A 15,185-nucleotide genomic window follows, 5' to 3' on the forward strand; every position below is an offset into this window, starting at 1 on the left:
GTGGCGGGGCTTTGCGCCGCAAGATAAAAAAATTCTATGGTTACGTCACGATACCTTGATTTTTCAATACCGTGTTAAGCATGTTCCTGCATATCCTGTAGCGCTTGCTACAGAGTAGGGACAGACTGGATGGACGCCAGCACATTTGACCGGCTTCCGATAATCGTGGCCGAAACCGCGCCAATCCACGACGAGGCGGGCAATATCGTCGACCTTGAGTGGATCGACGCCAATACCATGATGAACGAGCTGATCCTGCCCGAGGGCGGCAGCGTCGTCGGCACGCACGTTTTCAAGTTCGACCCCTCCTATCGCGAATCCGATATGGCCAAGGCCGTGCTCAAATGCATGGAGACCGGGGAACCCGCCACCTTCTATACCCGGCAGGGCCGCGCCGCGAAGAAGCTGAGCAAGATCATGAAGACCATGCTGCTGCCGACCGAGCGCGGCGTGCTCTCCTGCTCCCACGAAGTTACCGACATCGTGCAGGAGCGCGATGAGGCGATTGGCCGGGCCGAGCTGTTGCGGCTGGCCTGCGACCATGCCCTACACGGCATCGCGATTGCCGACCACACGGGCAGCCTGCTCTATATGAACGACGCCCTGTCCGAGCTGACCGGCCATACGCTCGACGAGATGATGGGCCAGCATGTCGATACGCTAATGGGGCCCGGCCAGGCGATGCGCAGCGAAGCCCTGCAGCGCAAGCTCGATAGCAACGACATGATCCGCCACGTCTCCGACGCGGAAATCGTGTCGCTGTCGGGCGAGCGCATCCGCGTGTCCATCGCGCTAAACAATGCCTATCTGCCGGGCGAGAGCGACCCGGTCTACATCATGCACATCCAGGATGTGCGCGAGGAGCGCCGCAAGGCGCATGAGCTGAGCGAGGCGTTGCAGAGCGCCGAACAGGCGACCCGGATGAAGTCGGAATTCCTCGCCAATATGAGCCACGAGATCCGCACCCCGCTGAACGGCGTGCTCGGCATGGCGCAGACGCTCGTCCATGACGACCTCACCCCCTCACAGGCCGAACAGGTCTCCATCATCCTGGAGTCCGGGCGCTCGCTCATGGTGCTGCTGAACGATATTCTGGACCTCTCCAAGATCGAGGCCGGCAAGATGCAGGTGAGCCCGGTGCCCGGCGACCTGCGCCACAAGCTGAACGGCCTGTACAGGATGCACGAGACCGCAGCCAAAGAGAAAGGCATCGAGCTTGAGCTCTTCGTCGCCCCGGACGTGCCCGCCGCCCTCGTCTTCGATGCGGTGCGTGTGCGCCAGTGCGTCGGCAACCTGATCTCGAACGCCATCAAGTTCACCGCGCGCGGTGAGGTTCAGGTGGTCGTCACCTCGCAGGATCAGGGCGCAGGCGAGCATCTCGTCACAATCCATGTCGCCGACACGGGCTGCGGCATCGCGCAGGACAAGATCGACGGCATCTTCGAGTCCTTCTCGCAGGCCGACGGCTCGACCACCCGGAAATTCGGCGGCACGGGCCTCGGCCTGTCGATCACCCGCCAGCTGGCGCGAATGATGGGCGGGGATGTCTCTGCCGTCAGCGAGGAAGGCCGCGGTTCGGTCTTCACCCTCACCTTTACCGCGCCGGCCACGGAGATGTGCACCACGGCCTCCTCGGCCAGACCCGTCGCCCTGCCCCGGCGCATGCCGCGCAGAGGACTCTCAGGCTCCCGGGCGCTGGTGGTCGACGACAATGGCATCAATCTGCGCGTCGCGCGCACCTTCCTGGAGCCTTACGGGGTCACCGTGAGTGTCGCCGAGGATGGCAACGAGGCGCTTGCCGCGCTTGAGGAAGCGACGTTCGACATCGTTCTGATGGACATCCACATGCCGGGCCTCGACGGCGCCGAAGCCTTCCGGCGCCTGCGCCAGTCCGAGGGCATGAACCGGCGTGTTCCGGTCATCGCGCTGACCGCCGACTCCATGGCGGGCGACCGGGAGAAGTATCTCTCCATGGGCTTTGACGGCTATGTCTCCAAGCCGATCGACGAACGCGCCCTTCTCACGGCGATGGGCCAGACCCTGAATGCGGGCGCCGACGCCGGCACGATGCAGGCGGCAGGTTAGTCCCGCGCGCCCACGGCGCGGACGAAGTAATAGGCCATGATCACGAAGATCAGCCCGCCGCAGAGCAGCAGAAACGGCGAGAGATAGGCGGCAAGGCCCGTTTGCGTCCCCGCCGTCCCGAGCCAGCCAAACACTTTCGCGCCGCCATAGACGGCCAACAGCGCGCCGATCAGGGCGACAAGGCCGAACAGGCCGGTCTCGAGCGGCCCTTCCCGGCTGTCATCGCGCTGCAGGCTCGGATCGGCCGGCGGGATGTCGACCGGGCTGACATCGTCGATATAGAGGCCGCGATGCTCTGCGGCTTCTCCCGGCGCCATTTTCAGCGGGCCGGTCTCGACCTCATAGGGATTGTCATTGCTGGCTTCGAGATCGAACGGCTCTCCCTCGCCGGTCTCGTCTTCCTCTTCGGCGACCAGCGCGGAGATCGCCGCGCGGATTTCCTCGACGGAGGCGTCGTGCCCGGCGCCCTCGCCAGCAGCCGCGGCCTCTGCGGCCATGCCAGCGGGCGCCTGCTCGCCCAGAATACGGGTCAGCCGCTCGCGGACATTGCGGGCGGCGGCTTCCGGCGCGGTTTCGGTGACCTCGTCCTCAAGCTCTTCGGCAGCATCCATATCGGTCGTCTCGACAATCGTGAAATTGCGCCCGCTTTCGCGGACATCGTAAAGGTCCTGGATCGGACGGAAGCGGCTGGAGGCGGCCAGCGGCACCGCTCCGGTCGTCTTCAGGAAAAGCGCTTTCTCATCGGCGCGGCGGCGGACCAGCGGATCGACCACCATGTCCCGCGGGCCGACCTTCGCCTTGCGCCAGCGCTCCATCGAGGAGGCGGCCATCATCCGGTCGCCGGCATTGAGATCGGTGAGCACATTGGAGGCCGCGAACTGGTCGGTGCCGATGTTGAAGACGAAGGAAACAAGCGCGTCGAATTCATTCTGGTTGAGCGGCACCAGGACAAGGTCGCGGATGGCCTGTTCGATGGGCGGCAGGTCAAATTCGCGCAGGATGGCGGTCGCTTCAGCCTGGCTCACCCGCAGCCCTTCGCGCGCGGCCTTGAGGTGGCCATAGCCGATCACCCACCGGCCATCCGGCAGGCGGCAGGAATGAGCGCGGAAGCCCTCATATGCCATGATCAGCTTCAGCCCGGCCTCGGACGTGCGAAGTTCTGACGCCATAAACAAACTGCTCCATACCGATACAATCGGCACCTCTTGATGGCGTCGCGTTGCAAGTCTGACGCCTGATACGCGAATTTCCCGCAATTACAGCAGGATAAGCGTCGCCAGCCCGAGAAAGCTGAAGAAAGCCATGATGTCCGTCAGCGTCAGGACGAAGACGGAGGAGGCAACCGCCGGGTCAGCCCCGACCTTTCTCAGCGACAGCGGAACGATAACGCCCGAGAACCCCGCCCAGACAAAGGTCGCGAACATCGCGACCCCGATCGTCAGGGCAAGCGCGGCACTCTGGAACCAGAAACCAGCGATAAGCGCAACACCGATGGCGAAAAGAACACCATTGGCGATGCCTGTCAGCGTCTCGCGGACGATGGCCCGCCGGCTGGCATCGCCGTCCATTTCGCGCTCGGCAATGGCGCGCACGGCCACCGCCAGGCCCTGACTGCCGGCATTGCCGCCCAGCGCGGCGACGACTGGCATCAGAATGGCGAGCTGGACGATCTGGTCGATCGTGCCCTCGAACAGCGAGATGATGCCGGAGGCAATGAAGGCGGTGAACAGGTTCACCGCCAGCCAGGGCGCCCGCGCCTTCACCGAGTCCAGCACTGTGTCGGTGCCCTCGGCCGAGTTCACGCCCGACAGGGCGAGAAGGTCTTCGGTGTTTTCTTCCTGGATGACGTCGACCACGTCATCGACGGTCAGCATGCCCGTCAGGCGTCCGGCCTTGTCGACGACCGGCGCCGAGGCCAGCGAGTATTTCTGGAACTGGTAGGCGGCGTCTTCCTGGTCCATCTCGGCGGTGATGCCGGACTGGACCTCTTCCATGATGTCGGCGAGCTTCACGTCCCGCGGGGTGCGAAGCAGCGTGCCGAGCGGCACCTGGCCCTTCAGCCGGTGCGTCGGGTCGATGACATAGACTTCGTAGAACTCGGTCGGCAGCGCTTCGGCATTGTCGCGGGCATGGTCGATGGCATGGCCGACCGTCCAGAATTCGGGCGCCGCGAAATATTCGCGCTGCATGAGGCGCCCGACCGAATCCTCTTCATAGGCGAGGCCCTGTTCGAAGGTCGCCCGGTCGGCCGGGGTCAGCTCATCGAGGATGCGCTCGCGCCGGTCCTCGTCGAGGTCTTCGAGGATGGTCGTGACATCGTCCGAGTCGAGCTCTTCGAGGACGGCCGCCACCGCCTCGTCCGGCAGGACAAAGACGGCTTCCTCGCGATACTCGTCGCGCAGCTCGATGATGATCTCGGTCGGCAGCTGACCGCCGAGCAGCTTCACGGCTTCGGAGAAGTCCTCGGTGGAGAGCTGTTCGAGAAGGTCGGCGGCGTCGGCCGGGTGCAGCCGGTTCAGCGTACGCGACAGCCAGCGGGCATCCTCGTCCCAGACGGCTTCGCGCACATCCTGCTCCAGCGCCAGATGGCGCTCGCGGACGGGCTCGTCTTCCTGTTCGGATGTCTGGGTCTGAGGCTGCTCGGACATGGGGTGAGTCTCCTCTCGTCCGGACAGTCACCCTGTCCCCTTGCCAGCTTCCCCCGGGATGGTGCGGTCGAGAGGACTCGAACCTCCACGGATTGCTCCACAGCGACCTCAACGCTGCGCGTCTACCAGTTCCGCCACGACCGCAAAGAGTCCCGTCGGGGAAGTCCGCGCGGTATAAGTGCGCAGGAAGACTTTGTGAAGCCCTCCCTGCATCTCTATATGCGTCAAATGACAGATTATCCTGCTGTAGAATGGGCTGTCAGCCCTTCCCGCGTCGATTATGAGGCCGCTGTGGCTTTCATGGAACGCCGTGTGCGCGCCATTCGCGACACCGGTGCGCCCGAACTTGTCTGGCTGCTGGAACACCCGCCGCTCTATACCGCCGGCACCAGTGCGAAGCCTGAAGACCTCAAGGATGCCACCCGATTCCCCGTCTATGAGGCCGGGCGCGGCGGGCAGTACACCTATCACGGCCCCGGCCAGCGCGTGGCCTATGTCATGCTGGACGTCTCGAAGCGCGGCAAGGATGTGCGCGATTTCGTGGCAAAGCTCGAAGCCTGGGTCATCGCCGCGCTGGACGCCTTCAATGTCACCGGGGAGATTCGCGACGGCCGCGTCGGCGTCTGGGTCGACCGCACACAGCCGGGCGGACCGATGCGCGAGGACAAGATCGCCGCGATCGGCCTGCGCCTGAAACGCTGGGTGAGTTTCCACGGCATCAGCCTGAACGTCGAGCCGGACCTCAGCCACTTTGGCGGCATCACGCCGTGCGGCATCTCGCAGGACGGGCTCGGCGTGACCAGCCTGGTCGATCTCGGCCTGCCGGTCACGATGGATGATGCCGACGAGGCGCTGAAACAGGCCTTCCGGGAGATCTTCCTGTCGGACCTGGTCGACGTGCCGGCGCCGCTGTCCGAGGTTCAGGCCTCGTAGGCGCGGCGGCCTTCACCGCTGCCGGATGAGGCCGGGCCCGGATAGGTCCCGAAATACGGCACGCGGGCGACCCAGAGCAGGCTCCAGACGGCGACCAGGGCCGACAGCGGGATCATCACATACTGGATGGTCGGCAAGGCGGCCTTGAGCACAGTCTGCGCTTTCGGGTCCATTGGCTTGTCGAGATTGAGCGGGTGGCCGCCCGGCCCGACGGCACCGGCGGCGTGCTGCTGACCTTCGGCGCCGCCGCCCGCCTGCGAGGTGCCGTCCTCACCGGACTCGGCCGCCTTGGCTTCGGCGGCCTCGCGGCTCTTGTCCTGCTGCTCTTTCTGTTTCGCGCGGAAGGCATCCGGATCGGCCAGGTATTCCTGGCGCATCTCGAAGCGCTTGTCATATTGCGTCGCCTGCTGGCCGGCGGCGACCATGAAGGCCCCCATGGCCAGAACAAGCGGGAGGAGCGGGAGGAGCGCCAGCAGGGCCGGCTTTCCGGCATCGTTGAGCCGGCGCGTATGGATCACATAGGACATCAGCGTCGTGACGATGAAGACGACGGGCGTGGCATAGACGCCAATCATGCCGACCGGTTTTCCATCCCCGCCCGCCATGTCGAGCACCAGCGCCACGCTGAACGGGATCACGATGACCAGCAGCTGCAGGAAGAAGAGCAGTGTCCAGGCCCGCGTGAAATGCAGCTTCGGCGACTCGCCCGTGGGATTGAACAGGGTCTGCACCCAGTTCATCTGCGAGGGCAGCTCGCGGGGATCCGTCAGCCAGGGGCGTTTCGGATCGAGCACGGTTTGTGTTGTATCGGACATCCGTCAGGGCTTTCCCGTTCTTATCGAAAAACGGTTATACGCGCTTTTTCTTATTTATCAATAAACGATAAGAGCTTTGTCAGCGGAACTCATCGTCCTGCGTGCCGGGGACGGGGCCGTGCTTGTTGGTGCGCGGTTCGGTGGCCAGCGAACCGACGATGAAGCCGAGCACAACGGCGTTGACGACCAGCGTCAGTATGGTCAACGGCAGGGTCAACTCGGCGATACGTTCGGCGCCTTCCAGCGCGATCGCCCAGTCGCCCTGGGCCAGACGCTCGGCCACTTCCTGCTGGACGGCCGCGCCCTCTTCGCCAAGGAAAATCGGCCCGAACAGGCCGTTGAGCACCATGCTCAGGATGAAACTGCCGACCCAGACAGCGAGGATCCACCAGCCCGTCGTGCCGGCATCGTGGAAGCGCTTGGCGTAGACGCAGATCTCGACATAGATCAGGGCCAGCCCGACCAGGAAGAAGAGCAGCCCGCCGCCCATGCCGAGCGCGGGGCCGAGATAGACTTGCACCGCGCGGAAGATGATCGAGGCCACGGTCAGGACCACAAGGCCCTGCCAGAAACGGTTCTTCAGGATCCGCCCGGTCGGGTTGAAAAGCAGATAGTTCATCAGGCCCTCATCTCAGACCGGCCTACTGTCGCGCGATTTGCAGCAGACGGGAAGACCCGGCCTGCTGCAGGACACGCCTATTCGAACTCGACCATCACCTCGTCGGCAGCCACGCTGTCGCCGGCCCCGACATTGACGGACTTCACCGTTCCGGTCGCTTCGGCGCGAATGATGTTCTGCATCTTCATCGCCTCGACGATGCAGACCGCCTCGCCTTCCTCGACCGCCATGCCGACCTCGACATCCATCGAGACGACCAGGCCCGGCATCGGCGAGATGACCAGCTTGGACATGTCCGGCTTGGGCTTCTCCGGCAGGCGCGCATGCAGCGTCGCCGTCGTCGGCGTGCAGACCAGCGCCGTCACCGACACCCCGCGATGGCGGAAGACATAGCCTTCGGTCTTGTCGGCAAACTTCACCGCGAAGGGCTCACCGTCGAGATGGCCCTCGAAGAGGTGCGAGCCCGGACGCCAGTTGCTGACCAGGGTGTGCGCCGTCTTGTCGATGGTGATCGTGGCTTCACCCTCGCCCAGCTCAAGCTCGATGTCGTAATGCTGGTCGCCGAGGATGACGACCCAGTCCTTGCGCTGCGCGCCCGGCTCGCTCATGCGGCCGGAAATCTTCTCCGCGCGCCGGGCAAAGACGCCATGCACATAGGCGGCCGCCGCGGTCAGGATCAACGTCTGATAGTCGGTCGGTTCAGTGCCCTTGAACCCGTCCGGGAACTGCTCGGGAATATATTTCGTCGTGATGTCGCCGGAGCGGAACCGCTCCTCGTCCATCACCGCGGCCACGAAGGGGATGTTGTCTTGGATGCCCTCGATGTGGAAGCGGTCGAGCGCGGCGGCTTGGACGTCCAGCGCCTCGTCGCGGTCCTTGCCGTGGGTGACCAGCTTGGCGATCATCGGGTCGTAGAACATCGAGATCTCGTCGCCCTCGCGCACGCCGGAATCCATGCGCACCGTGCCGCCATTGAGCGCGCCTTCCTCCGGCGGATGGAAGCGTTTCAGGCGCCCGATGGAGGGCAGGAATTTGCGGTACGGGTCTTCGGCATAGACGCGGCTTTCGACCGCCCAGCCATTGATCTTCAGGTCGCCCTGCTCGATGGCGAGCTTCTCGCCATAGGCGACGCGCAGCATCTGCTCGACCAGGTCGACGCCGGTGATCATCTCGGTGACCGGGTGCTCGACCTGCAGGCGGGTGTTCATTTCGAGGAAGTAGAAGCTCTTGTCGACGCCGGAAGCGACGAACTCGACCGTGCCGGCGCTGTCATAATCGACCGCCTTGGCCAGCGCGACGGCCTGCTCGCCCATCTTCTTGCGGGTCGCCTCGTCGAGCAGCGGGCTCGGGGCTTCCTCGATGACTTTCTGGTTGCGCCGCTGGATCGAGCATTCGCGCTCGAACAGGTAGACACAGTTGCCATGCTTGTCGCCCATCACCTGAATCTCGACGTGGCGCGGGCTCTCGATGAATTTCTCGATGAAGATGCGGTCGTCGCCGAAGGAGGATTTCGCCTCGGCCTTCACAGCCGGGAAGCCTTCCTCGACTTCCTTGTCATTATAGGCGACCCGGATGCCCTTGCCGCCGCCACCGGCCGAGGCCTTGATCATCACCGGATAGCCGATGTCGTTGGAGACCTTCACCGCTTCCTTGGTGTCCTCGATCAGGCCCATATGGCCGGGGACCGTGGAGACGCCCGCTTCGGCGGCGAGGTTCTTGGAGCTGATCTTGTCGCCCATCGCCTCGATGGCGTGCGGGTTCGGGCCGATGAAGGTGATGCCTTCCTTGTCGAGCCGCTTGGCGAATTCGGGGTTCTCCGACAGGAAGCCGAAACCCGGATGGACGGCTTCCGCGCCGGTCTGCTTCACCGCGTCGACGATCTTGTCCATGACGAGATAGGATTCGGATGCCGCCGGCGGGCCGATATGAACAGCCTCGTCGGCCATCTCGACGGCCATGGAAGCGGCATCGGCATCGGAATAGACCACAACTGTCTTCACGCCCATGCGCTTGCAGGTCTTGATGACACGAACCGCAATCTCACCCCGGTTCGCGATCAAAATCTTCTTGAACATGACGGCCCCTTGAAACAACAGAAACTAAATACAATCCGAAGTGGCTTATAGCCCGCCCGGCAGTCTGTCCATCATCTCACCTTGCGTAAGACCTGCCAGTTTTTTCAGCGCGCTACCCGTCATTGGGCTTCGGCGCGGTGCTCTCTTCCAGCGTGGCCTCGAACATCCGGATACGGCTGGACAGCGAAACCAGGAAGGCGGTCGACCAGCCGATGAGAAGGAAGCCGTTCGCCGATTCGATAGCGCCCAGCATGTGCCAGGGCTCTTCGGGGCGCAGGTCTCCGAAACCGACCGTCGTGAAGGACGAGATCGAATAGTAGACCGCGTCATTGAGGGTGTCGAAGGCGCCGAGGACCAGGAAAGCGATCGTATAGACCCAGATCTGGGCCGAGTGCAGCGCGAAGATCGTCATCACATGCACGATGATGGACGCGCCCTGCCCGATCATGGTCGTCAGGTGGGCCGGGTGCGCGCGGGTGCGGCGCATGAAGGCCGAGAGCGCCACGAGCCCGCCGAGATGGATGATACAGGTCAGGGTGGCGAGGACCCCGGCAAGGGCAAAGATGCCGATCAGGTCCATCGCCTCAGGCTGCCTCGATGGACTGCGTCGCCTCTCTCAAGCCGCGCGCAAAGCCGGGCGCCTCATTGTTGAGAAGATCGATCAGGGTGCGCTCGGCGGGGCTGACGGTCTTGTCCCAGCCAAGCCGGCGCAGGAACCACTTTTCTTCCTCTTCGCTGACGGCCTTGCCGGTCTTCGCCGCGGCCTCCTTGGCCATATAGCGGGCGCGTGCGGCGGCCTCTTCATCCTGGCTGATCTTGTCGAACCATGTGCCGCTGGTGAAGGCGTTGGCCATGCGCGAGAAAAACCCGCCGACGCTGGCCTTGTTGTCCTTCAGCCAGGCGTCGCGGGCCAGCGCATCGGATTCGGTCGTCGGGTCGGGATGGGCGGCCGAGACGAGATGGTTGAGGATCGCCTTGGCGAACACATTGTTCCAGCTCTTGGCATTCGGGGCATTGGCGATGGCATCATTCGTCCGGAACAGCACCGTCGCCTCGTGACGGGTGACCCAGAGTGCCCCCTCGCCGGCCGGCGCAGACAGCACCCGGCGCATGCGGTCGGACATGGCTTCGTCGGCCACACCAGCTTCGATGATGCGCCGCGAGACGGCTTCCAGGCAGAAGCGCGACAGGCTTTCCGGCGCGCCTTCGGCCTGGCGCAGCAGCGCCAGCATCAGGTCGATCTCGCTCTCGGTCTCGACATGGCCGTCGCGGCCAATGATCCCGATAAGCCAGTCTGCCTCGTCGTCGCTGATCCAGCCTTCAGGGGCTTCGCGGGTCAGCAGGAAATCCTTGATCGCCTCGATGAAACGCTCGACCCAGAGCGGATCGCGGTCTGAAAGCTGCTCGTTCAGATGGAAAAGCGCTTCGGCTTCCTCACGGCTGACCACACCATCCTTGTACACATCGTTCACGATGCGCCGGGCGTCAGCTTCGGTGAGCTCACCGAGATGTGCGATGCGGGCCATGAGTAGCTGCATCTCGTTTTCCATCGAATCCTCTGGGGCCACGGTCATAGACATGCCGCACACCCTTCCAGAAATCGGTTTCCAGACCGTTAGCAGGAGAGGCCTGACCGCCGGGCCCGGCCCGGTCAGCGCATGCGGATGAATTTCGAGAACAGATAAAGCAGATCGCGCGGCATGTCAGGGTTCAAAAGCGCATCGATCGAGTCATCATTGCGGATCACCATGGTGGACGAGCCTTCATGGCCATCGACGCGGTGGTAATTCATCGACCATTCCGGAAAGGCGCGATGCTCCACCGGCTCGCCGATAATCTGCGTGACCCCGAAGTGGCGGTCATCCTTCGCGATCCGGTCATAGATCTCGTGAACTTCCTGACGCTCACCCTCGAGCGCCTGCATGAAGCTTTTGCCATTGTGCGCGAGGAAACCTGTGATGTAGCGCTCATCATTATTCGATTGAGACACATTGAGAATGTTCTCGATGTCCTCGTCACCGAGATTGTCGACAGCCGTGCTGACATAAACCAGACGATACATGTCTTGCGGATTTTCCCTCATATTATGGCGGTTTTCCCTCAACAGTCTGACACGCCAAGCCTTAATGTCCGCATTTTTTGGACGCGTTACAAGCCGATGCAAGCTGAACGTGTGCGATTCCCTGTCCGCAAACGCGTGAGCTGCCATTCCGCTAAAGACCGCGCGGCGTCGCCCCGCTTTCAACCGCAAGGGAAACGACAGCGCCAGGCTGAGCCGGGCGGTTACGAGCCGGCGGGCAGGCTGTCCGCCACGGCTGGGGCGTCCGCGACCTCAAGGCCATGCGCCCGGCTGCTGCGGGCGAGAATGCGGCAGAGGACGAGATCGCCAGTGACGTTCACCGTGGTCCGCGCCATGTCCAGGATCCGGTCGACGCCCATGACGAGCGGCAGACCGACCAGCGGCACACCGAAGCTGGTCGCGGTCGCCGACAGGATGGCGATACTGGCGCCCGGGGCCGCCGGCGCGCCGATGGAGGCGCCGGTCAGGGTGATCATGATCAGCGCCATATCCCCGAGTGTAAGCGTGACGCCGGCGAGATCGGCCAGGAAGACAATCGCCGCGGCCTGGTAGAGCGCCGTGCCTGCCATGTTGACCGTTGCCGCAAGCGGGATCACCGCCCCGGCGAGGCTCGGCGGCACGCCCAACTTATCGACGGCGGTCTTCATGGTCAGCGGCATCACGGCCGCCGAACTGGACGTGGAGAAGGCGAGCAACTGGACCGGCGCCACCTTCTTCAGGAAGGCCAGCGGCGAGACACCGCCAAACGTCCCGGCCAGGAACAGGTAAACCAGCAGCAGAATGAAAAGGCCCGACAGCACCACCCCGCAATAAAGGGCGAGATCGACCAGCGTCGCGACGCCATTGGTCAGCGTGGTCTGGGCGATCAGCCCGAAGACGGCGAGCGGGGCAAAGCGCATCGCGATGCGGATGACCGTCATGGAAACCTCCAGCACCGCCTCGCTGAGGGCGACGATGGGCCGGGTGAGCTCGCGCTTTTCCGCGCCGACCACTGCGATGCCGACAAGCAGAGAGAAGATGACGATGGCGAGCATGTCGCGGTCCATCATCGAGGCAGTGATGTTCTGCGGGATGAGGCCGACGATGAGATCCGGCAGGCCGCGCGTCAGCCCTTCGATGGCGGACGGTTCGGGCGGCGGCAGATGGCTGAGATCGGGCTTCAGGCTGGGCGGCGGAATGGCCTCGGTATCGATGGAGAAGCCGGGCCGGATGAGGCGCGCCAGGGTAACCCCGATCATCGCGGCCAGCACCGTGGTCGCCAGGACGAACACGGCCAGCCGGCGTCCGACATATTGCATCGCTTCGCCGCCGCCGCTGCCGGCAATGCCAAGCACGATGGAGCTGGCGGCCAGCGGGATGATGACCATGCCGATCAGCGCCAGGAAGAGCTTGCCGGGCAGCGCCAGCCAGTTGCCGGCCGTCTCCGCATGCGCCCGGCTCATCCAGCCGAGATCCGGCCCGAGCAGGACACCGAGGCCCGCCCCCGTGACCAGCGCGATCAGCACCTGCAGCCAGAGGCGCCCGCGCACGAGCACGTCGAGGCGCCGGGTCAGGCGGCTGTAAAAATACTGGGTTGTGGCCATCCTCTACCCATTACCGGTTCGGGCCCGAGCTATATCGCCCGCAGAAACGCCCACAATGCGGGATTATACGGAGGCTCTTCGTGGGCGGAAAGGCCAGCGGCGCGGCAAGATTGGGATTTTGTATAGTCGGGGCAAAGTCGCCTCCATGCGCGGCGGGCTACACCCGGCTCACCAGCTTGAGACTGGTGCAACGAAAAAAGGAGACAGACAATGAAACTTGCAGCCAAATCCGCCATCGCCGCCCTTCTCGTCGGCGGCACCGCCACAGCCGGGCTCGCCATGGCCGACACCGAGGACGCCCGCGCCCTGGCCGATGCCAAGATCACCCTCACTGAGGCCATCGAGGCGGCTGAAGCCCACACCAATGGCAAGGCCTATGAAGCCCAGATCGAGGATGATTCCTTCTCGCCGGAATTCGAGGTCGGCATCGTGGCCGACAATACGGTTTACGAAGTCCGCGTGAACGGCGAAACCGGCGAGGTTCTCTCCTCGCGTGAGGATCACGACGACTGATCTTGAGCGTTTCCATCCACCCCCGGCCCTGCCGCACCTATATGTGGCAGGGCCACCGCAATCATGGAGCGTCCGCTTGCGCATACTGCTCGTCGAGGATGACCGGGAAACCGCCGACTATATCACGCGCGGCTTCCGCGAGGCCGGCCATGTCGTCGACCATGCCGCCAACGGCCAGGACGGCCTCATGCTCGCCACCGATGCGGCCTATGACGCGCTGATCATCGACCGGATGCTGCCGGGCCTCGACGGCTACAGGCTGCTGTCCATGCTGCGTGCGGGCGGGACGACCACGCCGGCCATCTTCCTCACCGCCGTTGGCGGGATCGACGACCGGGTGAACGGCCTTGAGATCGCCGAAGACTATCTCGTCAAACCTTTCGCCTTTGCCGAGCTTCAGGCGCGCATCGGCGTGATGACCCGAGAAAAATTCACCACGCCCGCCGAAGACAGCGAATACACCGCCGGCGATCTGACACTGAACCGCCTCAAGCGCACCGTCGAACGCGGCGGTGAGCCGATCCCCGTCCAGCCGACCGAGTTCCGGCTGCTGGAATTCCTGCTGCGCCACAAGGGCCACGTCGTGACCCGGACCATGCTGCTTGAGAATGTCTGGGACTTCAATTTCGACCCCAAGACCAACATCGTGGAGACCCATGTCAGCCGCCTGCGCGCCAAGGTCGACCGCGGCTTCGGGCGCGAGCTGATCCGGACCGTCCGCGGCGCGGGGTATATCATCGATGACGATGCCTAGTTTCCTGCGCACCGCCGGCTTCCGCTTCGCCGCCCTGGCGGCGGGCCTGTTCGTGCTCTGCATGATGGCGATGGCGCTGTTCATCTATCTCAGCGTGCGCGAGGACATGGAAGACCAGCTGCGCGACCAGATCACCGCCGAGACCCGTCAGCTGATGGGCGACTATGCCGATGACGGGCTGGACGAGCTGCGCCACGACATCAGCGAGCGGCTGGAGCGCAATCCCGGCACGCGGCTGCGCTACACCGTGGAAAGCCCCGACGGCATCGCCCTGTTCGACCGCCTGCGCCTGCCCGACCCCCCCGGCTGGAGCCGGCTTGCGCCCGAGGACGCCCCGCCCCTCATCCTGCTCACCACGCCGCTCGAGGATGGCTACACGCTCGGCGTCGCGGCCGATACGCGCTCGATCGGCGACACGGCCGGCGCCTTGCGGCACGCTTTCCTGATCGTCGTCGTGCCGATGCTCGCGCTCGCCATCCTTGTTGGCGCCCTGCTCAGCCACCGCTTCCTGCTGCGCGTCGAGCGCGTCAAGCAGACCGCCGACCGCATCGGCAAGGCGACACTCTCGGCCCGGCTCGAGCCGAGCGGCAGCGGCGACGACTTCGACGGGCTGATCGAGACCATCAACCGGATGCTCGACCGCATCGAGGAGCTTGTCCACGATGTCCGCCACGTCTCGACCAATATCGCGCATGACTTGCGCTCCCCGCTCGGGCGGCTGCGCCAGCGGCTGGAAAAACTCGCCAGCGCGCAGAGCGACGCGGCGATGCGCGAGGAGACCGCCGAAGCCATCGCGCTGCTCGACGAGACGCTCGACACCTTCTCCGCCATCCTGCGCATTGCCGAGCTGGAAAGCGGGGCCGCCGAGATCCGGGGCGATCCGGTCGACCTGCCCGCCCTGCTGGGCGAGCTCTGCGAGATCTATGAGCCGGTGGCCGCCGAGCGCGGCGACACGCTCACCGTCGAGGCCGGAGGCCCGGTCTCGGTGCCGGGCGACCGGGCGCTGCTCACCCAGATGCTCGCCAATCTCATCGAGAATGCGATGCGCCACAATGCGCCGGGCATCGCCATCACGCTTGC

At 64.4% G+C, this 15,185-nt stretch carries 14 protein-coding genes and 1 tRNA gene; 5 read left to right on the top strand and 10 right to left on the bottom strand.

Annotated features, from left to right (window positions below):
• Positions 1 to 129 precede the first annotated feature (129 nt).
• Positions 130 to 2,085, top strand: coding sequence for an ATP-binding protein (locus B8784_RS12025; protein WP_084398200.1), 1,956 nt, complete (start codon positions 130 to 132; stop codon positions 2,083 to 2,085).
• On the opposite strand, the gene B8784_RS12030 is transcribed toward B8784_RS12025, so the two are convergent.
• The 3 genes from B8784_RS12030 to B8784_RS12040 form a co-directional block, all read right to left on the bottom strand.
• A complete protein-coding gene (locus B8784_RS12030) occupies positions 2,082 to 3,254 on the bottom strand; it encodes a lysozyme (protein ID WP_084398201.1) in 1,173 nt (390 codons plus the stop codon). The two genes, B8784_RS12025 and B8784_RS12030, sit on opposite strands and share 4 nt — an antisense overlap.
• Positions 3,255 to 3,341: 87 nt before the next feature.
• Positions 3,342 to 4,733 carry a magnesium transporter gene (gene mgtE, locus B8784_RS12035; RefSeq protein ID WP_084398202.1) on the bottom strand — a complete coding sequence of 464 codons (1,392 nt, stop codon included), beginning with the start codon at positions 4,731 to 4,733 and terminating at the stop codon, positions 3,342 to 3,344.
• 59 nt (positions 4,734 to 4,792) lie between these two features.
• A tRNA-Leu gene (locus B8784_RS12040) sits at positions 4,793 to 4,877 on the bottom strand.
• 84 nt (positions 4,878 to 4,961) lie between these two features.
• Here B8784_RS12040 and lipB point away from each other — a divergent pair.
• Positions 4,962 to 5,666 carry a lipoyl(octanoyl) transferase LipB gene (gene lipB, locus B8784_RS12045; protein ID WP_084398218.1) on the top strand — a complete coding sequence of 235 codons (705 nt, stop codon included), beginning with the start codon at positions 4,962 to 4,964 and terminating at the stop codon, positions 5,664 to 5,666.
• Here the strand turns inward: lipB and B8784_RS12050 are convergent.
• The 7 genes from B8784_RS12050 to B8784_RS12080 all read right to left on the bottom strand — a co-directional run bounded on the left by B8784_RS12050 (position 5,654) and on the right by B8784_RS12080 (position 12,838).
• Complete coding sequence (locus B8784_RS12050; RefSeq protein WP_084398203.1) at positions 5,654 to 6,481, bottom strand: DUF805 domain-containing protein; 828 nt, start codon at positions 6,479 to 6,481, stop codon at positions 5,654 to 5,656. The two genes, lipB and B8784_RS12050, sit on opposite strands and share 13 nt — an antisense overlap.
• A 79-nt stretch (positions 6,482 to 6,560) precedes the next feature.
• Positions 6,561 to 7,100: a DUF805 domain-containing protein gene (locus B8784_RS12055; protein ID WP_084398204.1), complete on the bottom strand. Its 540-nt coding sequence runs from the start codon at positions 7,098 to 7,100 to the stop codon at positions 6,561 to 6,563.
• A 77-nt stretch (positions 7,101 to 7,177) separates the two neighbouring features.
• Complete coding sequence (locus B8784_RS12060) at positions 7,178 to 9,175, bottom strand: acetyl-CoA carboxylase biotin carboxylase subunit (RefSeq protein ID WP_084398205.1); 1,998 nt, start codon at positions 9,173 to 9,175, stop codon at positions 7,178 to 7,180.
• A gap of 112 nt (positions 9,176 to 9,287) precedes the next feature.
• Positions 9,288 to 9,755: an ion channel gene (locus B8784_RS12065; RefSeq protein ID WP_084398206.1), complete on the bottom strand. Its 468-nt coding sequence runs from the start codon at positions 9,753 to 9,755 to the stop codon at positions 9,288 to 9,290.
• 4 nt (positions 9,756 to 9,759) lie between these two features.
• Positions 9,760 to 10,755, bottom strand: a complete 996-nt coding sequence (locus tag B8784_RS12070; protein WP_143435455.1) for a hypothetical protein — start codon at positions 10,753 to 10,755, stop codon at positions 9,760 to 9,762.
• Positions 10,756 to 10,826: 71 nt separating this feature from the next.
• Positions 10,827 to 11,237, bottom strand: coding sequence for a BLUF domain-containing protein (locus B8784_RS12075; RefSeq protein WP_084398208.1), 411 nt, complete (start codon positions 11,235 to 11,237; stop codon positions 10,827 to 10,829).
• A gap of 221 nt (positions 11,238 to 11,458) precedes the next feature.
• Positions 11,459 to 12,838 carry a dicarboxylate/amino acid:cation symporter gene (locus B8784_RS12080; protein WP_084398209.1) on the bottom strand — a complete coding sequence of 460 codons (1,380 nt, stop codon included), beginning with the start codon at positions 12,836 to 12,838 and terminating at the stop codon, positions 11,459 to 11,461.
• 210 nt (positions 12,839 to 13,048) lie between these two features.
• On the opposite strand from B8784_RS12080, the gene B8784_RS12085 reads away from it, so the two are divergent.
• The 3 genes from B8784_RS12085 to B8784_RS12095 form a co-directional block, all read left to right on the top strand.
• Positions 13,049 to 13,351: a PepSY domain-containing protein gene (locus B8784_RS12085; RefSeq protein ID WP_084398210.1), complete on the top strand. Its 303-nt coding sequence runs from the start codon at positions 13,049 to 13,051 to the stop codon at positions 13,349 to 13,351.
• 76 nt (positions 13,352 to 13,427) lie between these two features.
• Complete coding sequence (locus B8784_RS12090; protein WP_084398211.1) at positions 13,428 to 14,105, top strand: response regulator transcription factor; 678 nt, start codon at positions 13,428 to 13,430, stop codon at positions 14,103 to 14,105.
• Positions 14,092 to 15,185: sensor histidine kinase (locus B8784_RS12095; RefSeq protein WP_084398212.1), on the top strand; the 1,094-nt coding region annotated here is incomplete at its 3' end. The genes B8784_RS12090 and B8784_RS12095, both read left to right, overlap by 14 nt.

Source organism: Henriciella aquimarina, from assembly GCF_002088975.1.
Lineage (GTDB): Bacteria > Pseudomonadota > Alphaproteobacteria > Caulobacterales > Hyphomonadaceae > Henriciella > Henriciella aquimarina.